The sequence below is a fragment of the Bradyrhizobium sp. 215_C5_N1_1 genome, from assembly GCF_052075935.1.
Classification (GTDB): Bacteria; Pseudomonadota; Alphaproteobacteria; order Rhizobiales; family Xanthobacteraceae; genus Bradyrhizobium; species Bradyrhizobium barranii.
Genome location: NZ_CP197228.1, coordinates 7,734,623 through 7,755,875, shown reverse-complemented (window position 1 = coordinate 7,755,875; position 21,253 = coordinate 7,734,623). Strand labels below are relative to the sequence as shown.

The following is a 21,253-nucleotide window of genomic DNA, read 5'->3' as shown; positions in this document are numbered from 1 at the left end:
CCGCACCCGCGTCATCTCGAAAGGCCGGCACTGAAGGCGTCCAGCAGCGCGCGACCCTGCGGCCAGTCGCCGAGCCCGCTCGACGCATTGATGTGGCCAAGGGCGCCCAGCACGATCAGACCGGACTTCCAGGCACGCGCCCGCTGCTGCGTCTTATCGAGCCTGCCAAAGGGATCGTCGGTGCTGGCGATGATGAGCGAGGGGAAGCGCAGCGTACGGTCCGGTACCGGCTTGAACGCAGCCGCCTCCGCGGGAAAATTGGCGCCATCGGGATCGGGCACCGCGACCAGAAAAGCACCCGCGATCGTGGATGGGAAGCGCGTGGCCCAGTGCGCCACCAGCAGGCAAGCGAGGCTGTGTGCGACCAGCACCGGCGGCTTCGCGCAGCGCCCGACCACCTGTTCCAGGGATTGCTCCCAATCGGCGAGCTCCGGCCGGTCCCAGCTCGCCGGCTGAAACCGCGTGAAACGTGTATCGTTGCGCTCCCGGAGTGTCTGCCAATGAGTCTCTGCGGAGCCGCCGAGGCCGGGCAAGGTGATGATGTCGTGCATGATCGTCCCGTGATATCTGAGATGCACGTGCAGTGTGGCCGGTCTTGGTGCTGCGTCACATGGCAAGTCATCGGCGAAGGAGATCATCTGCCGATGATCTCAAGGTGGAATGGAGAATTGTCTTGGATCGCTTCGGAAGCATTGACACCAAGGATCTGAAGATCCTGGAGGCATTGCAGGCCAATGCGCGCGTGCCGCTGTCCGAGCTCGGCCGTTCCGTCGGGCTGTCTCAGCCGGCCATCTCCGAGCGCGTGAAGCGGCTCGAGGAAGCCGGGATTATCGAAGGCTACGGCGCCCGCATCAATCCGCGCGCGCTAGGGCTCGGCCTGATGGCGCTGGTCCGCCTGCGCACCTCGCATGAGCACATCAAGACCTGCCTCAAACGGTTCAGCGAGATTCCGCACATCGTCGAAGTCCATCGCGTGACCGGCGATGATTGCTTCGTGCTCAAGGTGCTGGTTCCGGCGCCGGAAGATCTGGAGACGATCGTGGATCGTATCGCCGGCTTCGGCGCTGTGACGACCTCGCTCGTGCTGCGGAGCGAGCCGGCGCGACCGATCGGTAAAGACCTCATCAGGAAGAAGACCGAACGCGGTTGAGGCGTGGCCCGCGCGATCGACATGTCACCGGGCTGTCACAAAGCCTTCGATTGCGCCGAGCTTCGATGATCGCGCGCTTTGTGCTATCGTCGCCTCCGCTTTCCGGAGGCGACATGGAAGATCGTTCGGCAAAATATCGCGCATTCTATGCGCAGTTGATCTGCGCCGCAGCCAAGACGACGGATCCCCGTATCGAACAGGCCTTTCGCACGGTCAGGCGCGAACCCTTCGTTGGGCCCGGACCGTGGTCGATCTCCGTCGGTGGTCATCCCTATGTCGTGACGCCCGACGATGACCCCGCCTTCCTCTATCAAAACACGCTTCTGGCGCTGGATCCGGCGCGCGGCCTCAATATCGGGATGCCGGGCGCGCACGCCTATTGGCTCAGCGGCTGCGGCGTGCGGGAAGGCGAGACGGTGATCCAGATCGGTGCCGGCAGCGGCTACTACACGGCCATTCTGGCCGAGCTCACGGGACCTTCGGGCCGTGTCCATGCCTATGAGATCGACGAACGCCTGGCGGCACTCGCGCGCGAAAATCTGAAGCACATCCCGCATGTCGAGCTGGAAGATCGCTCGGGCATCGCGTCCGATTTACCGGGAGCGGATGTGATCTACGTCTGTGCGGGCGCGGCGCAGCCGGCCACGGAATGGCTCGATGCGCTGCGGCCCGGCGGCCGGCTGGTGTTTCCGTTGGCGCCGGAGGGCATGCTCGGTGGCATGTTGATGATCACGCGCCCGGACGAGGGCGCGGTCTGGCCGGCGAAATTCCTGAGTCGAGCCCAGTTCATCGGCTGCGCGGGACTGCAGGACGCAGATGCCGGCCGGCGATTGGCCGAGGCGTTCGCCAAAGGATGGGAGAGCGTGCAGTCGCTGCGCAGAGAGGGCGCTCCGGACGAGATGTGCTGGTTTGCCGGTGAGGGCTGGTGGCTTTCGACGGCTGCGGCACCCGTCCAGACGAATTCAATCAAGCCGCACGCCGACCTCACGCAGGCGTGACTGATCGCTCGCGCCTTACGATTTCGCGCACCCGGCGCAATGCAGCCGGCCGCGCGAGGCGCGGAACAGGCTGCGGCAATACCAGCGCCGCGCCAATGCTTGCGCAGGCCTGCGGATCATCTGCGCGATCAACAAGAGTTCGAAAGCCATTCGTATCGCTTTTGGTCAAATATCCCGACCACGTAGATGGGGCGGCATTCCCGAATGAGAACGCCGCCCCCGTCGCATCAGCCATGCGGTCGTTCGCCAAGCCTAACTGCGAGGCTCAGCCGTGAAGTTTCCTGGCGGTCTCCGCGATCTGGCGGCCCTGATAGCGCGCGCCGGCGAGCTCGTTGGCGCTGGGCTGGCGGCTGCCGTCGCCGCCGGTGATCGTGGTGGCGCCGTAGGGGGCGCCACCGGTGACCTCGTCGAGCTTCATCTGGCCGGCGAAGCCGTAGTTCAGACCGACCACGACCATGCCGAAATGCAGCAAATTGGTGATGATCGAGAACAGCGTCGTCTCCTGGCCGCCATGCTGGGTCGCGCTCGCGGTGAAGGCGCCGCCGACCTTGCCGTGCAGCGCGCCCTTGGCCCAGAGCCCGCCGGCCTGGTCCAAAAAGTTCGCCATCTGCGAGGCCATGCGGCCGAAGCGGGTGCCGGTGCCGACGATGATTGCGTCGTAATTGACGAGGTCCTCAATCTTGGCGACGGGTGCTGCCTGATCGACCTTGTAATAGGACGCCTTGGCGACTTCGGCCGGCACCAGCTCGGGCACGCGCTTGATGTCGACGGTGGCGCCGGCCTCGCGCGCGCCTTCGGCAACAGCGTTGGCCATCGCTTCGATGTGGCCATAGGCGGAATAATAGAGGACGAGAACTTTGGTCATGGTGGTCTCCGTTGGGATCGATGTTGACTGTTTGTGGGGGACGTCATGCCCGGGCAGAAGCGCGAAGCGCGTCTTCGCGCTAGATGTCCCGGGCATCCACGTTCTTGTGCGCCCATGGTGGGGCGTGGATGGCCGGGACAAGCCCGGCCATGACGAAGCGCGTTGTTAAGCCGCGTCGACGAGCACGAGCTCGGAGTCTTCGAGCGCCGTGATCTTCAGCTTGTCCTCGTCGCGGATCGCGGCGCCGTCGCGGGCGTTGACGCGCACGCCGTTGATTTCGACCGCGCCTGCCGCCGGCACGAGATAGAGATGCCGCGACCTCTCGGGCTCATACTCCGCGCTCTCGCCGGCCTTCAGCGTGGTGGCGAGCACCCGTGCATCGGCGCGGATCGGCAGCGCATCGGTGTCACCTTCGATCCCGCTGGCGATGGTGACGAGCTTGCCGGTGCGGTCCGCCTTCGGAAACGGCTTCGAGCCCCAGGTCGGCTGGCCGCCACGCGCGGTCGGTTCGATCCAGATCTGGAAGATCCGGGTCTTGGTCGGCTCGAGATTGTATTCGGAGTGGCGAACACCGCTGCCGGCGCTCATCACCTGCACGTCGCCCGCTTCGGTGCGGCCCTCGTTGCCGAGGCTGTCCTGATGGGTGATCGCGCCCTCGCGCACATAGGTGATGATTTCCATGTTGGCGTGAGGATGGGCGGGAAAGCCGGTGTTCGGCGCGATCTCGTCGTCGTTCCACACCCGCAAGGCGCCGTGGCCCATGTTGTTCGGATCGTAGTGGCTGGCGAAGGAGAAATGGTGCTTGGCCTTGAGCCAGCCGTGATCGGCGCCGCCGAGCTTTGCGAAAGGTCTGAGTTCGATCATCTGCGTAATTCCTTTGTGTGATCCTTTGGGTTGAACGGCTGCCGCCTTGATCAGGCGCCGAACCCGCCGTCGACGTTGAGCACCGTGCCGGTGACGAAGGAGGCTTCCGGGCTTGCGAGGAACACGACGCCGGCGGCGACTTCCTCGGGGCGGCCGAAGCGCTGCAGCGCGTGCTGCTTGCGCTGCGTCTCGGCGAACTCGCCGCCGTCCTTCGGGTTCATGTCGGTGTCGATCGAGCCGGGCTGCACCACGTTGACGGTGATGCCGCGCGGGCCGAGGTCGCGTGCCGCGCCCTTGGTGTAGCCGACGACGGCCGCCTTGGTGGCGACGTAGTCGGCAAGCCCCGGGAACGAGGCGCGGTCGGCGAGCATGGAGCCGACGGTGACGATGCGGCCGCCTTCGCCCATCAATTGCGAAGCAGCGCGGATCGCCGCGATCACGCCGTGTACGTTGATGGAATCCTGCCGTTCAAGCGCGGCCGTGTCAGCCTTCGCATCGTCGATCGCGCCGCCGGCGGCAACGCCGGCATTGTTGACGAGGATGTCGAGATGGCCGAATTCCCTGGCGACGTCATTGACGAGCTGCGTCACGTCCTTGGCCGAGGCCTGATCGGCCTTGAAAGCGCGGGCCTTGACGCCGCGGGCCTTGAGCTCGGTAACGACCGCCTCGGCCTTTTCGGGCGAGGCGACATAGCTGATGGCGACATCCGCACCTTCATCGGCGAGAGCGCGGGCCGAGGCCGCGCCGATGCCGCGCGAGCCGCCGGTGACGAGGGCAACCTTGCCTGAGAGCTTCTTGGTCATTGGATTTCTCCATTTCCTGAATGTCTGATGCCCCTTGGATAAGCCTCCGCCTGTGGTATAGAAATAGAAACTGTTGAAACGCATTGTTTCCCAGAATACCCCAATTGGACCGGCGCACATGGCAAAACTTCCCGATTTCGAGGCGCTCGCGATTTTCGCAAAAGTCGTGGAATTACGGTCGTTTGCAGGGGCCGCGAGCGAGCTCGCGATGTCCAAGGCAACGGTGTCCAAGGCGGTCACGCGACTGGAGGAACGGCTCGGTGCCCGGCTGTTCAACCGCACCTCGCGGCGGCTGGCGCTGACCGATGCCGGGCACAAGCTCGCCGAACGCGCCACGCGTCTGCTCGTCGACGGCGAGGCGGCCGAGAACGAGGCGCTGGCGCAATCGGTGGCGCCGCGCGGCCTGGTCCGGCTCGCCGTGCCCATGACGTTCGGGATCAAGGCGGTGGCGCCGCTGCTGCCGGAGTTCTTCGAAACCTATCCGGAGGTCTCGGTCGATCTGCATCTGAGCGATGCGACCATCGATCTGATCGGCGAGGGTTTTGACATGGCGGTGCGGATCGCGCGGCTGCCGGACTCCTCGCTGATCGCGCGGCGGCTTTTCACCATGCCGCGCTTCACGGTGGCCGCGCCGTCCTATCTGAAGCGCCATGGACGGCCCACGCATCCGATGCATCTCGCCGAACACAAATGCTTCAGCTACGCCTATCTCTCGACGCCCAATGTCTGGAACTACACCAATTCGGCAGGCGAGCAGGCGAGCGTCCGTCCGGGCGGACAGCTTCGCGTCAACAACGGTGAAGCCGTGATGCCGGCGCTGATCGCCGGTCTCGGCATCGCCGAGCTGCCCGAGTTCATCGTCGGCGAGGCGATTTCGTCCGGCGAGGTTGAGGTGATCCTGAAAGACTGGAAGCAGGCCGAAGGCGCCGTGCATCTGGTGACGCCACCCGGCGGCCCGCGCCCCGCACGCGTCGAGGCGCTCGGCGATTTTCTCGCGGCGAAGCTGCCAGGCACGTGCAAGCGGCGGCCGAAGAAGGGTGTCAACAAAGCGGGGTAGATCCCTTGGTGGGCACGGCGCGTTGCGCCTTTGCCCACCCTACGTGATCTCGCTAGTCTATCCTGCAAACGGCTATCGTAGGGTGGGCAAAGCGAAGCGTGCCCACGCCTTTGCCTGATGGGATCGCAGATGTCTCGATATCGGCGCACACAAGGCAGCACATTCTTCTTTACGGTCGTGCTCGCCGATCGTTCAAGCACTCTGCTCGCGGATCATGTTGATCGCCTAAGACGAATTTACCAAACCGTTCAGCAGCGCCGACCGTTCGAGACCGTCGCGATCTGTATCCTGCCCGACCATCTCCATGCCATTTGGTCGCTCCCGGAGAATGATTCCGACTTTTCGTCGCGTTGGAATTTGATCAAGGGCGGTTTCTCGCGAGGATTGGAAGCGCAGGAGCGCTCGGCAAGCAAGTCACTCAAGCGCGAGAAGGGAATTTGGCAGCGCCGCTACTGGGAGCACGCGATTCGAGACGACGCGGACTTGGAGCGCCACGTCGATTACATCCACTTCAATCCAGTGAAGCATGGCCTCGTCACGCGTGTGCGCGATTGGTCGCTCAGCAGCTTCCATCGCTACGTCGACCAAGGCACTCTCCCCGTGGATTGGGGAGGGGATATGCGGGATATCGCGGGGCAGTTCGGAGAATGATGGTGGGCACGGCGCGCGAAGAGCGCGCCTTTGCCCACCCTACGAGATCTCGCTCGTCGATCCTCCGCACAACTATCGTAGGGTGGGCAAAGCGAAGCGTGCCCACCATTTCAGATTACGACTTCCGATCACGACACCTTCACGCCGTCGATTGCGACAATGCGCAAGGCTGGCTTCAGCGTCCCTTCCAGCTGCGTCTTCAATTCGTGCACACGTGGGTCGTTCGAGCGTGCCGCGCAGGCGGCGTATTGATGGACCGATTGCGCCAGCGCGCGCCGCGCTTCCGGCGTTCGCGTCAATTCGGGCTTTGAAAGCCGCAAGACGATCGCTGCGAGATTCACCAGCATCTCGTCCAGGGCGACGTCGATGGTCGCAAGATTCCGCATCACCCACTCCCTCAAGAGGGCAACAGCGGGTTCAGGGAAGCGTTCCGGGCCGGGCCGAACATGGTCAATACTTCGTAAACGCCTTGTTCTTGCCGCTCGGCCGGTTAGGCTGCCAGCGAAACAAAGAAAATCGGGGGCGAGGGGACTATGATGGATCGACGCGATCTCTTGCGCGCGGCTGCGGCATTGCCGTTGTTGCGGGCTGCTTTACCTGACAAGGCCTTCGCGCAAGCCTATCCGGTGCGCAACATCATCATGATCGTGCCGTTTCCGGCGGGCGGTCAGGCCGATCTTGCCGCGCGTCCGGTCGCGATGGCGCTGGAGCGGGTCCTCGGCAAGCCCGTCATTGTCGACAACCGCGCCGGTGGCGGCGGCGGATCGGTCGGCAATGCTGCGGCGGCGCGCGCGGAGCCCGACGGCTACACGCTGCTGATGACGCTGTCCTCGCTCGCGGTGCTCCCCGAGGCCGATCGCCTGTTCGACCGACCCGTTGCGTACGAAGTCTCGCAGTTCATGCCGATCGCGCGCGTCCTCGCCGATCCCACGCTGCTCGCGGTGCCGGCCTCGGCGCCGTGGAAGACGGCGCAGGATTTTGTCGAGGATGCGAAGAAGCGGCCGGGCCAAATCACTTACGGCTCGTCCGGTCCTTACGGGACGCTGCATGTCGCGATGGAGATGTTCGCGAGCAGCGCCGAGATCAAGTTGCTGCATGTTCCGTTCCGCGGCGCGGGCCCGGCGCTGACCGCGCTGCTCAGCGGCACCGTGCAGGCGATAGCAGCCGCGCCCGGCACCCTGAAGCCGCAGGTCGACGACGGCAAGCTGCGCGTGCTCGGCAATTGCGGCGCACAGCGCATCGCGAGCTTCCCCGACGTTCCGACCTTTCAGGAGCTCGGCTACAAGGACGTCGAGATGTACATCTGGGCCGGGCTCTTTGCACAGAGCGCTCTTCCTGCGCCGGTCGCGAGCCGCCTGCGCGAAGCGATGGCGAAGGTGATGACGAGTCCGGATGTGCTCAGGAGCTTCGAGGCCTCGGGCAGTCTGGCCGCCTATCAGGACGCGCCGGCATTCTCGCAATTCGTGGCGACGGACAGCGCGCGGCTGATCGCGGCGGTGAAGAAGATCGGCAAGGTGGAATAGGTTCCCGCCGCATTTTCACATTTTTTTGTTGGTTCAGAACCTGACCGCGTCTCATTGATTGAAGACAAATCAAGGAAAGCGAGAAGGATCGGGACATGCGAACAGAGCGAATTGCGATGGGTCTGGCGCTTGCAGTCAGCGGCATCGTCGCGCAGGGCGCGGCATCAGCCCAGGACTATCGCGGCACAATGGAACAGCAGATGGCGTGCACGCCGGATGTCTGGCGCCTGTGCAGCGACCAGATTCCGGACACGAACCGCATTGTGACCTGCCTGCAGCAGAACACGCCGCAGCTTTCGAGCGCATGCCGGGCGGTGTTCCAGTCGAACAACCAGGCCCAGCCGCAGCAGCCGGTCCCGCGCGGCCGGGCTGTGCCGCCGCCGCGCTACAACAATGCGCCGCCGCCTGTCGCCGCGCCACCACGTCCCTATGATGATGACAACGACTAGAGCATGATCCGGAAAAGTGTGATGCGATTTTCCGAAAAGGTCATGCTCAAGTCATGACCTGAAGCGACCGCCTCACTCCCGACTCGTTTAGCGATCCCGCTTGCTGTTCGGCTCGGGTCGCTGCCGGAGTGCTGTCCGCAAGAGGGCACCGAAGAGCAATGCTGCGACCGGCCAATGGAACCAGATCTTGTGCATGCCGGTGAAAACGTTGATCAGAATCAGAAAGCCCGAAACCGTGAGGGCCACTGCAACCGGGCGGGGCAGCTTCGCCAGCCAATCCGAGACGAAGCCCATCCAGGTGGATGGCTCGTGCCTGCTGTCAATCCATCGCGCGCCAGTTTCCGAATCTGCAACAGCCCGCCCCTGGGGAGGGAGGCTTTCGTCAACCGGGAAGCTCCGTCGCCCAGCGCTTTGGCCGCTCATGGCCACGCGATAGCTGGTCATGGGAGCAACGTTCTTCATTGGTCGCTGGCCGAGACAGTCGAAGCCAACGGACAATTTGTTGTGCACCTGATCGTAGACGGAGCTTGAGATCACAACGCCGCCGGGTTCGGCGAGCTCTTGCAGCCGCGACGCGATATTGACTCCGTCGCCATAGATGTCGGACCCGTCCACCATCACATCGCCGAGGTTAATGCCGATGCGAAACCGCATCGGGTTCGCGTGAGGTGGGTCCGAATCCTGGTTGGAAATTTCCTGCTGAATTTCGACCGCACATTGCACGGCCTCGACGACGCTGGCGAACTCGGCGATCACAGCATCGCCCCAGGTATTCACGATCCGGCCGTCATGACGCTCCACCAGTCCCGCAAAGGCAGTGCGGTAGCGGCGCAGCGTCTCCAACGTTCCGGTCTCGTCTGCCTCCATGAGGCGAGAATAGCCCTGCACGTCAGCGCACAGGACGGTGGTCAATCGTCGTTTCACCTTGTCGTCGGTCATGGTCCATATGGTAGCCTCCCTGACCGGCAATTGCATCAGGCATCGCATCTGGCCCCATCGCGGCTCAACGACCGGTCGTCCAGTCCCGAAACCGTCATACTCGTGCAACGAATGCAGCCAGCCAGGTGCCAAAACCGACCTGGCGTGAGGTCGCCCTCCGCGCCGTGGTTCACGAGGACAGGCCGGAGCCGCCTTAAGGCCTGTGCTCGCAGACGTCGACCCATTCGGCCGCGGTGAGCTCCGCCATCCGCTCGGGCGTGATGCGCACGGCGCTGTGGGTCGAGCCTGCGGCCGGCACCACCACGTCGAACGCCTTCAGCGACACATCGCAATAAATCGGCAGCGGTGACTTCAGTCCGAACGGGCAGACGCCGCCGACCTCGTGGCCGGTGATCTCGGCAACCTCCTCCAGCCCCAGCATCTTCGGCTTGCCGCCGAACGCAGCCTTGACCTTCTTGTTGTCCATGCGCGAGGTGCCGGCGGCAACGATCAGGATCACACGCTCGCCGATGCGCAACGACAGGGTCTTGGCGATCCGGCCGGGCTCGACGCCATAGGCTTCGGCGGCCAGCGGCACCGTGGCCGAGCTGATCGGGGATTCGATGACGGAGATGTCGGGGGCTTTCTCGGCGAAGAAGGCGCGAACGGATTGAAGGCTCATTCCAAACAGCTCATTCCAGACTCATGGGCGGGCGGCGATGCTTAGGCGACCGTTGGCAGTTCCGAGAGCGCGCGGACACGATGATCCGGCGCGAACCCTAGCTCGTCCATCTGGGTCCGGATCGCCTTATACATCGTCAGCGGTGCCACGAGTTCGTTCTCGACGCAAGCCAGCGCCATCGCCTCGGGCGTCACACGTTCGATCCAGGCGACGTTCAGTCCGAACGACTTCGCGCCCGCGACATCCCAGGGATTGGACGAGACGAACAGAACCTCATCCGGCCTGGTGCCGAACACCTCGCCGATCAGCGTGTAGGCCTCTGGAGACGGCTTGAAGACCTTCTTCGCATCCACGCTGATGGTGGCATCGAGCAGACGGTCGAGCCCGGAATTGCGCACGAGCGCATTCAGCATGTCCGGACTGCCATTCGAGAGGATGGCGAGTTTTCGCGGCTTCAGCGCCGCAAGCGCGGCGGCTGCATCCGGATAGAGATCGAGATCCAGATATTTCTCGATCACCCGCTCGAACGCTTCGCCTTCATAGGCGAGGCCGAGCAGGCGCAGCGTATAGGCGAGCGAGTCGCGCGTGACGGCGGCAAAATCCTGGTAGCGCCGCATCAGCGAGCGCAACCAGGTGTATTCGAGCTGCTTGATCCGCCAGACCTGCGTGATGATCTCGCCATAGCCCGGAAAAGCATCCTCGGTGATCTCTGCGACGGACTGGATGTCGTAGAGCGTTCCGTAAGCGTCGAAGACGACGGCCTTGATGCTCATGGCTCGCTCCTTTGGGACTTTGCGGTGGCGCACGGACAATACCGAAACGGCCCGGTACTCGACAAGGTCGGAACCTTCTTCAAACAATCGTCACCCCGTCGACCTCGCGCAGCAGATTGACACTGCCGCCGGCAGGCGTTTAATTCAGGGTACGGGGATTTGCGATCTCCCCGCGAGGCGACATGCCCAAGTATCGCGTCCTGGTCACCAAGGACGCCGCATGTCTTCTTTCATCTCGATCTCATCAGAGAAATTGTCCCGTCAATTGGTGCCGCCAGCGCGCCGACCCTCGTCGATGTCCGTATCGACAAGGACCGCGCGGTCTATTTGCGCACTCGACAAGACGGCGAGCACCAAGAGCTAGCGAGCACACGGGGCAAGTCGGGGACGACGATGACGTGGAGGGCTCCATGACGACGAATACCGACCGCCGAGACTTCATCAGGTGCGTGGGGGCCGCCGCGGCATCGACCGCAATACTCGCGGGGACGCAAGCCCTTGCGCAAGCCAATCAGCCAACAGGAGCCAGGCCAATGACATACCAGCCCAAGCCGATGCCGTTCGATCCGAAATCCATTGCCGGCATCTCGGAGAAGGTGCTCGTCAGCCACTACGAGAACAACTATGTCGGTGCCGTAAAGCGACTCAACGCGATCGGAACGCAACTCGCCGAGCTCGACTTCGCGAAAGCTCCGAACTTCGTCATCAACGGCCTGAAGCGCGAGGAACTCGTCGCGTCAAACTCGATGATCCTCCACGAAATCTATTTCGACGGGCTCGGCGGTGCCGGCAAGCCGAGCACACCACTTGCCGACGCGATCGCGCGCGATTTCGGCAGCATGGAGCGGTGGCGCGCGGAGTTCTCCGCCATGGGCAAGGCCGAAGGCGGCGGCTCCGGCTGGGTGATTCTTTCTTACTCGCCGCGCGACAAGCGGCTGGTCAATCAGTGGGCCGCCGACCACACGACGACGCTGGCCGGCGGACGCCCAGTACTGGTGCTCGACATGTATGAGCACGCTTATCACATGGATTATGGCGCGGCGGCCGCGAAGTATGTCGACATCTACATGGAAGCGATCAAATGGGACAACGCTGCAACACTGTACGATCAATACAGGCGGGAAGCTTAGACGTCGTGCAAAAAACGAGCGTAGCGCTCTTAGGGGCGGCGTTGTTCCTATTGTTGGTTGAAGGAAACGCGATGGCAGAAACTGTAAATTTTGACAACGCAGCAACCGGCGCAGCGCCCGAAGGCTGGACGCTGACGATGACGGGTCGTGGCCAGCCCAAATGGACGGTCGAGGTGGAGTCGACGGCGCCAAGCAAGCCGAACGTCCTGAAACAATCCGGTCAGGCGACGTTTCCAGTGGCGCTCAGGAGCGGCACCAGCATCCTGGACGGGTTCGTCGAGGTCAAGTTCAAGGCGATCGCAGGCTCCGAGGATCGTGCGGCCGGTATTGTCTGGCGCGCAAAGGATGCCGACAATTACTATGTCGTGCGGGCCAACGCGCTTGAAGACAATGTTGTGCTCTACAAGACGATCAAGGGTGTTCGCAGCGCGCTCGATATTGTCGGCCGGAAAGGCGGCTATGGCGTCAAGGTATCGGTGCCGTCAGGTCAATGGCATTCCCTACGTTGCGAATTCGCGGGAAAGCTATTCAAGGTGACGTATGACGGCAAGCCGATGTTCGAGGTCGAGGACGAATCGATCAGGGACGCCGGCATGATCGGCTTGTGGACCAAGGCCGACAGTGTCACCGTATTCGACGACCTGACATACGGTGCGCTGAACTAGGTTAACATCGGCGTCGACCCTCTCACGTCGGAGAAACCATGCTCGCTCGAACCCTGCTTGCGGCCACCGTCCTGTTGATGCTCGCGCACCCGGCAATGGCGCAGGAGCCGCTCGCGACCTACAAATCCCTGAGTCCCGAGCTGGCGCTTGATCTGGCCCGGGCATCGCTTGGTGATTGCCGATCACGCGGGTACCAGGTCGCCGTCGCGGTCGTCGATCGCTTCGGGGGGACACAGGTGATCCTTCGTGACAGGTTCGCAGGTGCTCACACCGTTTCAACGGCCTCGGGCAAGGCGTGGACCGCAGCAACATTCCGTACCAGCACCACCGAACTGAATGCCGTCAGCCAACCTGGCATGCTGCAGGCCGGTATCCGCAATCTCCCCGGCACGGTCATTATAGGTGGCGGATTGATTGTCGAAGCGGGCGGTTCACTGGTCGGAGCCGTCGGTGTGTCTGGGGCGCCCGGCGGTGATGCTGACGAAGCCTGCGCCAGGGCCGGAATCGACGCTATACGCGACAAGCTGGAGTTTTAGGGCCGCCTTGCCCGCCTCAGCGAGGCCTTGAGCGCCTGAGCGTGAGGGCTTCGGCAACCGGTCGAAGCCCTCAATGCGCCGTGGCGATGAGTACGCGGCTAGATCCCCAGCAGCCTGCGCGCGTTGGCCTTCAGTACCTTCGGCCGGATCTCGTCGCGGATCTCGATCTTGGCGAAGTCCGACAGCCAGCGGTCCGGCGTGATCACCGGCCAGTCCGAGCCGAACAGCATCTTGTCCTGAAGGATCGAGTTGATGTAGCGCACCAGGATCGGCGGGAAATACTTTGGCGACCAGCCCGAGAGGTCGATGTAGACGTTCGGCTTGTGGGTCGCGACCGACAGCGCTTCCTCCTGCCAGGGGAAGGAGGGATGGGCGAGGATGATCTTGAGGTCGGGGAAATCTGCCGCGACGTCGTCCATGTACATCGGGTTCGAATATTTCAGCCGCATGCCCATCCCGCCGGGCATGCCCGAGCCGACGCCGGTCTGGCCGGTGTGGAATAGCGCGATCGCGCCGCCATTGTTGATCTCTTCGTAGAGCGGATAGGCCATGCGGTCGTTGGCGTAGAAGCCCTGCATGGTCGGATGGAATTTGAAGCCGCGCACGCCGTATTCCTCGATCAGCTTGCGCGCCTCGCGCACACCGAGCTTGCCCTTGTGCGGGTCGATCGAGACGAAGGGAATGAGGACGTCGAGATGGTCGGAGGCGATCTCCAGCATCTCCTCATTTTTGTAGCGGCGGAAGCCGGTCTCGCGCTCGGCATCGACCGGAAAGATCACCGCGGCGATGTTCTTGGAGCGGTAGTAGGCCGCGGTCTCCGGCACGGTCGGCGGATGCTTGTGCGGCGACTTGAAGTAGTCCGCCATCTGCGCCTGGAAATCGTCATAGCCGTCGTCGGGATGGGTGCCGCAGGGCTCCTCGGCGTGGGTGTGGATGTCGATGGCGACGACATCGTCGATGTTGGGCAGCTTCAGCTTCGGCATTGGTTTCCTCCCGACGGGTTGACGAATTGATTATATGATATAACGAATTTGGCAAGGCACGTCGTCGAAGCGAAGCCCCAAGTCGACAAATGCGTAGATCGGGCCGATCCGGCCGTTTCTACTTTGCTTTCTACTTTGCATGGGGTTGTTTTCCAGAATTTGCTGGCCCGGAACCGGGCAGTTAACATTGACATCCGGTCCTCCCATGCCTTAAGAACCGCCCCGTCCCGGGCGGTCGGTCCGCCAGCGGGAAAGATCTCATTTTGCCACATTCGCGCGTGCCGAAACGGTAGTGCCGAACACGGCCTTTCGAACGTTCAGGATTCTGCCATGAAGGTCCGTAACTCGCTGAAATCGCTGCGCGGTCGCCATCGCGCCAACCGCCTGGTCCGCCGCAAGGGCCGAGTCTATGTGATCAACAAGGTGCAGCGCCGCTTCAAGGCTCGCCAGGGCTGATATTGCCCTCGCGGTCGCCTCCGCGCGCCCCGCAAGACCACGGCTCACACGAGTTTGACGCCGCCTTTGCTTTGCAAGGGCGGCTTTGCGCGTTTAGACTTTGCGCATGGCAGTGAGATTCCTGGCAGTGAGCTTCCCTTTCGCACGCACCCTGTGTCTGGCCCTTGTGCTGGGCGCCACTGGCCTTACGCCAGCCCTGGCGCAGAAAGAGCTGCCTGCCCCTCCCGGCAAGGAACAGAAGAAGCTGCCGGAGGCGCCGGCCAAGCTGCCCAAGGTCGACCGCAGCAAGAATCTCGATTTCCTGTTCGGCGCGCTCAAGGCCGCGCCCGACGAGGCCAGCGCCAAGCATGTCGAGGCGCGGATCTGGGCGATCTGGATCCAGACCCCGAGCGACACCGCATCGCTGTTGATGGCGCGGGCCAAGACCGCGGTCGACGCGCAGAAGATCGACATCGCGATCAAGCTGCTGGATTCGGTCATCAAGCTCAGGCCCGACTACATCGAGGCCTGGAACCGGCGCGCCACGCTCTACTACATGCAGAATGACTACGGCCGCTCGCTTGCCGACATCCGCGAGGTGTTGATCCGGGAGCCTCGCCATTTCGGCGCACTCGCAGGCCTCGGCATGATCATGCAGGAGGTCGGTGACGAGAAACGTGCGCTCGAGGCCTACCGCAAGGCGCTGGCCGTCAATCCGCACCTCGAGAAGATCCCCGAGCAGGTCAAGGCGCTGACCGAGAAGGTCGAAGGCCGCGACATCTAGCGGACAAGTTGATCATTTCCCGAGTGATTGCAGCGTGCGCGGATTAACCACGATCACACGTGCGGCGTTCTCAGGGGTATTGTTGAAGCGCGCGCAGGCCTACCTGCATGGCAGGAGCACGGCCATGAAGCGTTTGATCTTTGCAGGTGTATTGCTGCTCGCGTCGGGCTCGGTGAGCCTCGCCGACGGCTTGTTCTGGGTGGTCGGCAATCGCGCCACCGGCAAATGCAACATCGTAACCAGCAATCCCGTGATCATCGGCGACATCTGGTTCGGCGACGGTCCCTACAAATCCAGGGCCGATGCCAAGCTTGCCCGTTCGACGATCCGCGCCTGCCCTGCGGTCACACCCGACGAGGAAAAGGACGAGGACGGAACGAACTAGCCTGCACTTAGTGCAGGACGCTACCGGCGCGCTCGACAAGGCCGTGATCGGCGGCCGCGGCGTAAGCCTTTGCAAGCTCCGTCTCGAGATGCTCGTTGATCAGAAGCAGTGCCCGCACTGCACCGCGCAGGTCACCGTTGCAGCTCGCCACGATCTCGTCGATCGCAGTGTCTTTGGATCTGAAGCTCATCGACATTCTCCGGTTCAAATCAGGACAAATCCTGCCGGCCTTTCCCGCATCCCCTTGGAGTTTGCGAGGAGGATCGGCGCCCACCCGCGCCTAGATGGCGGAACCGACCGTGGCGATTATATGGAAGCCGCGATGACGACTGCATGAAGCTGGCCCGAGGCTTGCGCGCTGCGAGGAATTCCATTGATTTTATTGCGTTTTTTCCTGCTGGAATTATGCACATATCCACAGCCCCGGCATTTCAAGTGGAGCGCGGGATCTCACGGCGCGAAACTGCCGCCCGCTAGTCTCGTAACTGCCAGGTGCCCTGGATCGCCCGGATTCTCCCCATGATTGTGATGTCAGTCGTGACCGCGCTGGTTCTGCTGGCGCTGGCCACGCAGGCCGGCGTCCTCGCCGTGCAACGCGCCTTTCCGCCCCAGGGCCGGATGGTCGAGGTCGACGGCGCTGTGCTTCACGTCGTCGATATCGGTCCGCGCGGTTCAGGCATGCCGATCGTGATGCTGCACGGCGCGAGCTCCAATCTCGAAGCGATGCGGCGTCCGCTCGGCGACCTCCTTGCCAAAGACCATCGCGTCATCCTGATCGACCGTCCCGGTCACGGCTGGAGCACGCGGATGCGGCGGCAGGATTCGACGCCAGAGATCCAGGCCCGGATGATTGACGAGGCGCTTCGTAAGCTCGGGATCGATCGCGCGGTCTTCGTCGTGCATTCCTGGAGCGGTGCGCTCGGCGCGCGGATCGCGCTCGATCATCCCGGCCGCGTCGCCGGTCTCGTCATGCTGGCGCCGGTGACCCATCCCTGGCGCGGCGGCGTCGGCCGCTACAACGAGATCATCGCAACGCCGGTGATCGGCCGGCTGCTCGCCTATACCATCACGCTGCCGATGGGGTATTTCGTTGCCGAGGCCGGCGCGCGCAGCGTCTTCCTGCCGCAGACCATGCCGGATGGTTTCGTGCAGGACTCCGCGACGCCGCTGCTGCTGCGCCCGCGCGAGTTCATCGCCAATGCCTATGATTTGGTGACGCTGAAGGAAGCGGTGACGGCGCAGGCTGCGCGTTATGGCGAGATCAAGGCGCCGGTCACGATCATCGCCGGCGAGCCCGACAAGACGGTGAAGACCGCCATCCACGCGCGTCCCTTCGCCGCGATGGTGCCGGGTGCAAAGCTGATCGTGCTGCCCGATCTCGGCCACATGGTGCAGAACGCTGTGCCGGATCTGGTGAAGACGGAAATCGAGACGATGATCGGGAAAATCGTCCCTGCGCAGGCGGCCGCCGATTAAGGCGTTTTCGAGCGAAGTGGATACCGGTTCGCGTGAAGAAAACGCGTCGAAACAAGAAGCCCGAGCTTCGGTTCTGACTCAATCAGAACCGAAGCTCGGGCGGCCGCCGTTCACGCGCTTACTGCTTGATTTTCCCGTCCTTGTCGAACTGCGCGACGAAGGCCCAGAGATTGTTGATCTCGTTCTCGTTCTTGATGCCCGCGAACGCCATCTTGGTGCCGGGGATCTTGGCCTTGGGGTCCTTGATGTATTCCTTGAACGTGGCTTCATCCCAGGTGATGCCGGAATTCTTGTTCGCATCCGAATAATTGTAGTCCGGTGCGGTGCCTGACTTGCGGCCGTTGAGGCCGTTGAGCTCGGGGCCGACCTTGTTCTTGGCGCCTTCGCCGATGGCGTGGCAGGCCAGGCATTTGTTGAACGACGATTTGCCGGCCGCAACATCCTGCGCCATCGCGGCGGGTGCGGTGGCAGTCACGGTGAGGATCATCAGTGCGCCAAAAGTCAGTTTTGTCATCGGGTGCTCTTCGTCTCTTCCCTGGTGGGTCTAGGCTGGTCGGTCTTGCCTGGTCGGCAAACGACGGACCCGCCGGTTTTGGCAGGCCCGCCCGGCTTGGACAAGCCGCGAAACCATGACAGGTTTCATGCTGCCCTACTTGTCCCAGAGCGAACTCGCCGAAGATGGCCGCTCCGACTTTCGGATGGCCTACCCAAACAGGCGCGGACGTGGTTGATTTGCCGCGATAATTTGATCGTGGGCTACGAGTCGGAAGGATATGTTATGGCCATCATGATGCCCGCGAGCGACCAGGCCGTGCTGGCGCGCCGCGCTGAGATCGTGGCTGCATTGCGCGCAATCGTGCCCGGCGAGGGCGTGATCGACAGCGCCTCCGAGATGCGGGCCTACGAATCCGACGGGCTGACGGCCTATCGGCAGCCGCCGATGGTCGTGGTGCTGCCCGACACCACCGAGCAGGTCTCGCTCGTCCTGAAATATTGTGCCGGGCAGGGGATCAAGGTGGTTCCGCGCGGCTCCGGCACTTCGCTGTCCGGGGGCGCGCTGCCGCTGGAAGATGGCGTGCTGCTCGGGCTCGGCAAGTTCAAGCGGATCCGCGAGATCGATTTCGACAACCGCGTCGTCGTCACCGAGCCCGGCGTCACCAATCTCGCCATCAGCCAGGCGGTCGCGCATGCCGGCTTCTACTACGCCCCCGATCCGTCCTCGCAGATCGCCTGCTCGATCGGCGGCAATGTCGCGGAGAATTCCGGCGGCGTGCACTGCCTGAAATACGGCATGACCACCAACAACGTGCTCGGTTGCGAGATTGTCCTGATGAGCGGCGAGATCCTGCGCATCGGCGGCAAGTCGGCGGAGAACACCGGCTACGACCTGATGGGCGTCATCACCGGCTCGGAAGGTCTGCTCGGGGTCATCACCGAGATCACGGTGCGCATCCTGCAAAAGCCGGAGACGGCGCGGGCGCTGATGGTCGGCTTCGCGCAGGTTGAGGCGGCCGGCGAATGCGTGGCGCGCATCATCGGCGCCGGCATCATTCCCGGCGGCATGGAGATGATGGACAAGCCGGCGATCCACGCCGCCGAGGCCTTCGTTCATGCCGGCTATCCGCTCGACGTCGAAGCGCTGCTCATCATCGAGCTCGACGGTCCCAAGATCGAGGTCGACGAGCTGATCACGCGCGTCGAGACCATTGCGAATGCTTGCGGCTCGACCACCTGCCAGATCTCGACCTCCGAGGCCGAGCGCAATTTGTTCTGGGCCGGCCGCAAAGCGGCGTTTCCGGCCGTTGGCCGCATCTCGCCCGATTATCTCTGCATGGACGGCACGATCCCGCGCGGCGCGCTGCCGAAGGCGCTCGCCCGCATCCGCGAACTGTCGGAAAAGTACCAGCTCGGCTGCGCCAATGTGTTCCACGCCGGCGACGGCAATCTGCATCCGCTGATCCTCTACGATGCCAACAAGCCCGGCGAGATCGAGCGCGCCGAGGCCTTCGGCGCCGACATCCTGCGCGCCTGCGTCGAGTTCGGCGGCGTGCTCACCGGCGAGCACGGCGTCGGCATCGAGAAGCGCGACCTGATGCCGGAGATGTTCACCGAGATCGACCTCAACCAGCAGCAGCGCCTGAAATGCGCTTTTGACGCGCAGGGCCTGCTCAATCCCGGAAAGGTGTTTCCGACCCTGCATCGCTGCGCCGAGCTCGGCCGCATGCATGTGCACGCCGGGAAGGTGGCGTTTCCGGACATTCCGCGGTTCTGACGGTCGATACCCGGCATGGCGGCGACATGGCGGACGTTCGGATCAGTGTGACGAAAGAAGCGCCGGGCAGGCCGCTGGCGAAGTCGCGCCTGCTGTTCATCGACAACATCCGCTGGTCGATGATCATTCTCGTGCTGAGCATGCACGCAGCCGACACCTACAGTCCGTTCGGCAATTGGTACTATGTCGACCGGCGGGAGACCGGCTTCGGCACGGCCCTCTTCTTCGGCATCTATCAGAGCTTCCTCCAGGCCTTCTTCATGGCCGCGCTGTTCTTCATCGCCGGCTATTTCGCCGTCGGCGCCTTCGATCGGAAAGGACTTTCGAAATTTGCGCGTGATCGGCTGATCAGGCTCGGCTTGCCGACTTTGCTCTACATGTTGGTGATCGGCCCGCTGACGCAGTATTTTCTGTCATGGACTTGGGGCAAGGGCGGTTTCGGCCATCAATGGCTGACCCATCTGATGGACGGCGAATGGCTTTCCGAGACGGGACCGATGTGGTTTTGCGCGGTGCTGCTGCTGGTCTCGCTCCTCTATGGCCTGATCCGCCAGACCGGATGGCGGGAGCCCGAGGTTGCGCTGTGCGGCACGGGGATTGTTCTGTTCGTTGCGGCCATGGCGGCGTTCACCTTCGCCGTTCGCATCGCCATCCACGCCGATACCTCCGTGCTCAACGTTCACCCCGGCGATCTCCCGCAATACGCTCTCATGTTCGCAGCCGGCGCCGTCGGCTATCGCAGCAATTGGATGGTTGGGCTTGCCGAGCGCTCCTGTATCCGCTGGGGACTGCTCGCGCTGTCGCTCTCTGTGCCGCTGTTTGCAGCGCTCGTGCTGTTCGGGGGAGGCCTGCAGGGGGACACCGCGCTCTATGCAGGCGGCTTCAACGTCGTCAGTGCCGGGAAGTGCCTGTGGGAGGCGCTGGTCTGCGTCGGCATGGGTCTCTTGATGCTGGCCGTCTACCGCCGCTATTTCGACGCGCAAGGGCCGGTCGCCAAATGGCTCTCGGACAACGCCTTCGGCGTCTACCTGATCCATCCGCCGATCCTGGTCGGCTTTGCCCTGCTTCTGCACGCACTGCCGCTCTTCGCACTCACGAAGGCGCTCCTGCTGACCATGTTGGCCGCGATCGGCAGCTTGGCCGTCTCGGCACTGATCCTGCGCAGATCGCCGCTGCGCGCGATCATATAGTCGTATGCCGCGGTCCAGATCGAACCGCGGCATACGAGCTGGTGTTTACATGAGTGCGTATTGAGCCCGTTCGCGCTTCGCCAGCAGCGGCAGGGCTTCGCCGGCGATGCAGGTCTTGAAATGCGCGCTCTCCTGGTGCGCTTTGAACGCGGCCTCGTCGCGGAACAGCTCGTAGAACAGGAACTGGGCCGGATTGTCCCTGGCGCGCGAGATCAGGAACAGCTTGACGCCCTCCTCGCGCTGCGCCTCCGGCAGGAAGCGGTCGAGGATCGCGGCGACCTTGTCGGCCTCGCCGGGCTTGGCCTCCCATTGCGCGACGACGAGCAGGCCGCCGCCGTCGACGGCGTCGCTGAGGGATTTCTGCGTGGCATAGTGGTTCATGGTCCTTGCTCCTTGCTGCTGGGCTTGAGATGACGCCGCCGCCCATGGCGAGAGATAGATCGCCAGGACGGCTCCGAAGGCCCGGATCACCGACCTGCGGCTGAACGCTTCGTGGACGCGCGGCACCAGCCGCTGATGTGTCGATCGCATGCTTGTCTCCATCGGTTGGCCTCGATCGCGATCGGCGCAAGCTTGTAGCGAGGGCCTGCCGGCTTTGGTTCGCCGCTGGTCGAAGTGTCGATGTCGTGAACGCTTCGATCATGATCGAAGCGTCGTGGTCGCC

Annotated in this window: 27 protein-coding genes; 15 read left to right on the top strand and 12 right to left on the bottom strand. The window is 63.3% G+C overall.

The genetic code is table 11. The features are described from left to right. Positions 1-11: 11 nt before the first annotated feature. The gene (locus AB7G19_RS37195) at positions 12-551 is read right to left on the bottom strand and encodes an RBBP9/YdeN family alpha/beta hydrolase (protein WP_085403394.1); all 540 of its coding nucleotides are present in this window, start codon (positions 549-551) and stop codon (positions 12-14) included. A 122-nt stretch (positions 552-673) separates the two neighbouring features. Here AB7G19_RS37195 and AB7G19_RS37190 point away from each other — a divergent pair, with 122 nt between their 5' ends. After that, a complete protein-coding gene (locus tag AB7G19_RS37190) occupies positions 674-1,150 on the top strand; it encodes an Lrp/AsnC family transcriptional regulator (RefSeq protein WP_014491880.1) in 477 nt (158 codons plus the stop codon). Between the two features lie 113 nt (positions 1,151-1,263). Next, on the top strand, positions 1,264-2,148 hold the full coding sequence (locus AB7G19_RS37185; protein WP_085403439.1) for a protein-L-isoaspartate O-methyltransferase family protein: 885 nt from the start codon (positions 1,264-1,266) through the stop codon (positions 2,146-2,148). Positions 2,149-2,413: 265 nt separating this feature from the next. Here the strand turns inward: AB7G19_RS37185 and wrbA are convergent, their stop codons facing one another. The 3 genes from wrbA to AB7G19_RS37170 form a co-directional block, all read right to left on the bottom strand. Beyond that, complete coding sequence (gene wrbA, locus AB7G19_RS37180) at positions 2,414-3,013, bottom strand: NAD(P)H:quinone oxidoreductase (RefSeq protein ID WP_071909485.1); 600 nt, start codon at positions 3,011-3,013, stop codon at positions 2,414-2,416. A gap of 165 nt (positions 3,014-3,178) precedes the next feature. Continuing rightward, positions 3,179-3,877 (bottom strand): pirin family protein, encoded by a 699-nt coding sequence (locus AB7G19_RS37175; RefSeq protein WP_085403393.1) that lies wholly within the window; start codon positions 3,875-3,877, stop codon positions 3,179-3,181. Positions 3,878-3,927: 50 nt separating this feature from the next. After that, positions 3,928-4,680 (bottom strand): SDR family NAD(P)-dependent oxidoreductase, encoded by a 753-nt coding sequence (locus AB7G19_RS37170; RefSeq protein ID WP_028147961.1) that lies wholly within the window; start codon positions 4,678-4,680, stop codon positions 3,928-3,930. A gap of 118 nt (positions 4,681-4,798) precedes the next feature. Between AB7G19_RS37170 and AB7G19_RS37165 the strand changes: the two genes are divergently transcribed. Together AB7G19_RS37165 and AB7G19_RS37160 are read left to right on the top strand one after the other, a co-directional pair. After that, complete coding sequence (locus AB7G19_RS37165; RefSeq protein ID WP_085403392.1) at positions 4,799-5,737, top strand: LysR family transcriptional regulator; 939 nt, start codon at positions 4,799-4,801, stop codon at positions 5,735-5,737. Between the two features lie 129 nt (positions 5,738-5,866). Further along, positions 5,867-6,388, top strand: a complete 522-nt coding sequence (locus tag AB7G19_RS37160) for an REP-associated tyrosine transposase (RefSeq protein ID WP_085403391.1) — start codon at positions 5,867-5,869, stop codon at positions 6,386-6,388. Between the two features lie 128 nt (positions 6,389-6,516). Here AB7G19_RS37160 and AB7G19_RS37155 read toward each other — a convergent pair whose 3' ends face one another. Then, the gene (locus tag AB7G19_RS37155) at positions 6,517-6,774 is read right to left on the bottom strand and encodes a hypothetical protein (RefSeq protein ID WP_085403390.1); all 258 of its coding nucleotides are present in this window, start codon (positions 6,772-6,774) and stop codon (positions 6,517-6,519) included. 150 nt (positions 6,775-6,924) lie between these two features. On the opposite strand from AB7G19_RS37155, the gene AB7G19_RS37150 reads away from it, so the two are divergent. Together AB7G19_RS37150 and AB7G19_RS37145 are read left to right on the top strand one after the other, a co-directional pair. Next, complete coding sequence (locus tag AB7G19_RS37150) at positions 6,925-7,911, top strand: tripartite tricarboxylate transporter substrate binding protein (protein WP_441268768.1); 987 nt, start codon at positions 6,925-6,927, stop codon at positions 7,909-7,911. A 95-nt stretch (positions 7,912-8,006) separates the two neighbouring features. Next, on the top strand, positions 8,007-8,360 hold the full coding sequence (locus tag AB7G19_RS37145) for a hypothetical protein (RefSeq protein ID WP_085403389.1): 354 nt from the start codon (positions 8,007-8,009) through the stop codon (positions 8,358-8,360). A gap of 87 nt (positions 8,361-8,447) precedes the next feature. Here AB7G19_RS37145 and AB7G19_RS37140 read toward each other — a convergent pair whose 3' ends face one another. The 3 genes from AB7G19_RS37140 to AB7G19_RS37130 form a co-directional block, all read right to left on the bottom strand. After that, positions 8,448-9,299 (bottom strand): adenylate/guanylate cyclase domain-containing protein, encoded by an 852-nt coding sequence (locus AB7G19_RS37140; protein ID WP_085403388.1) that lies wholly within the window; start codon positions 9,297-9,299, stop codon positions 8,448-8,450. Between the two features lie 193 nt (positions 9,300-9,492). Beyond that, positions 9,493-9,960, bottom strand: coding sequence for a YbaK/EbsC family protein (locus tag AB7G19_RS37135; RefSeq protein ID WP_014491890.1), 468 nt, complete (start codon positions 9,958-9,960; stop codon positions 9,493-9,495). A gap of 41 nt (positions 9,961-10,001) precedes the next feature. Then, positions 10,002-10,733, bottom strand: coding sequence for a haloacid dehalogenase type II (locus AB7G19_RS37130; RefSeq protein WP_085403387.1), 732 nt, complete (start codon positions 10,731-10,733; stop codon positions 10,002-10,004). Positions 10,734-11,266: 533 nt separating this feature from the next. Between AB7G19_RS37130 and AB7G19_RS37125 the strand changes: the two genes are divergently transcribed. The 3 genes from AB7G19_RS37125 to AB7G19_RS37115 are packed head-to-tail and all read left to right on the top strand — an operon-like array spanning position 11,267 to position 13,064. Beyond that, positions 11,267-11,863 carry a superoxide dismutase gene (locus tag AB7G19_RS37125; protein WP_028147969.1) on the top strand — a complete coding sequence of 199 codons (597 nt, stop codon included), beginning with the start codon at positions 11,267-11,269 and terminating at the stop codon, positions 11,861-11,863. 5 nt (positions 11,864-11,868) lie between these two features. Then, positions 11,869-12,528, top strand: a complete 660-nt coding sequence (locus tag AB7G19_RS37120) for a hypothetical protein (protein WP_354113968.1) — start codon at positions 11,869-11,871, stop codon at positions 12,526-12,528. A gap of 38 nt (positions 12,529-12,566) precedes the next feature. Further along, positions 12,567-13,064, top strand: coding sequence for a GlcG/HbpS family heme-binding protein (locus tag AB7G19_RS37115; RefSeq protein ID WP_085403385.1), 498 nt, complete (start codon positions 12,567-12,569; stop codon positions 13,062-13,064). 98 nt (positions 13,065-13,162) lie between these two features. On the opposite strand, the gene AB7G19_RS37110 is transcribed toward AB7G19_RS37115, so the two are convergent. Continuing rightward, on the bottom strand, positions 13,163-14,047 hold the full coding sequence (locus tag AB7G19_RS37110; protein WP_028147972.1) for an amidohydrolase family protein: 885 nt from the start codon (positions 14,045-14,047) through the stop codon (positions 13,163-13,165). Positions 14,048-14,377: 330 nt separating this feature from the next. Between AB7G19_RS37110 and ykgO the strand changes: the two genes are divergently transcribed. The 3 genes from ykgO to AB7G19_RS37095 all read left to right on the top strand — a co-directional run bounded on the left by ykgO (position 14,378) and on the right by AB7G19_RS37095 (position 15,651). Then, on the top strand, positions 14,378-14,503 hold the full coding sequence (gene ykgO, locus AB7G19_RS37105) for a type B 50S ribosomal protein L36 (protein WP_006611362.1): 126 nt from the start codon (positions 14,378-14,380) through the stop codon (positions 14,501-14,503). 106 nt (positions 14,504-14,609) lie between these two features. After that, positions 14,610-15,266 (top strand): tetratricopeptide repeat protein, encoded by a 657-nt coding sequence (locus AB7G19_RS37100; RefSeq protein ID WP_094184308.1) that lies wholly within the window; start codon positions 14,610-14,612, stop codon positions 15,264-15,266. A 124-nt stretch (positions 15,267-15,390) separates the two neighbouring features. Further along, the gene (locus AB7G19_RS37095; protein WP_028147974.1) at positions 15,391-15,651 is read left to right on the top strand and encodes a hypothetical protein; all 261 of its coding nucleotides are present in this window, start codon (positions 15,391-15,393) and stop codon (positions 15,649-15,651) included. Between the two features lie 7 nt (positions 15,652-15,658). Here the strand turns inward: AB7G19_RS37095 and AB7G19_RS37090 are convergent, their stop codons facing one another. Next, positions 15,659-15,841 carry a hypothetical protein gene (locus AB7G19_RS37090; protein WP_063986707.1) on the bottom strand — a complete coding sequence of 61 codons (183 nt, stop codon included), beginning with the start codon at positions 15,839-15,841 and terminating at the stop codon, positions 15,659-15,661. Positions 15,842-16,170: 329 nt separating this feature from the next. Between AB7G19_RS37090 and AB7G19_RS37085 the strand changes: the two genes are divergently transcribed. Next, entirely contained in the window at positions 16,171-17,127 is a 957-nt protein-coding gene (locus AB7G19_RS37085) for an alpha/beta fold hydrolase (protein WP_085403384.1), read from the top strand. Positions 17,128-17,245: 118 nt separating this feature from the next. On the opposite strand, the gene cycA is transcribed toward AB7G19_RS37085, so the two are convergent. Further along, on the bottom strand, positions 17,246-17,641 hold the full coding sequence (gene cycA, locus AB7G19_RS37080; protein ID WP_014491900.1) for a cytochrome c-550 CycA: 396 nt from the start codon (positions 17,639-17,641) through the stop codon (positions 17,246-17,248). 264 nt (positions 17,642-17,905) lie between these two features. Here cycA and AB7G19_RS37075 point away from each other — a divergent pair, with 264 nt between their 5' ends. Together AB7G19_RS37075 and AB7G19_RS37070 are read left to right on the top strand one after the other, a co-directional pair. Beyond that, positions 17,906-19,399: an FAD-linked oxidase C-terminal domain-containing protein gene (locus AB7G19_RS37075; RefSeq protein ID WP_085403383.1), complete on the top strand. Its 1,494-nt coding sequence runs from the start codon at positions 17,906-17,908 to the stop codon at positions 19,397-19,399. A 26-nt stretch (positions 19,400-19,425) separates the two neighbouring features. Further along, on the top strand, positions 19,426-20,589 hold the full coding sequence (locus AB7G19_RS37070) for an acyltransferase family protein (protein WP_085403382.1): 1,164 nt from the start codon (positions 19,426-19,428) through the stop codon (positions 20,587-20,589). Between the two features lie 45 nt (positions 20,590-20,634). Here AB7G19_RS37070 and AB7G19_RS37065 read toward each other — a convergent pair whose 3' ends face one another. Continuing rightward, positions 20,635-21,120 (bottom strand): putative quinol monooxygenase, encoded by a 486-nt coding sequence (locus tag AB7G19_RS37065; protein WP_094184315.1) that lies wholly within the window; start codon positions 21,118-21,120, stop codon positions 20,635-20,637. Positions 21,121-21,253 lie beyond the last annotated feature (133 nt).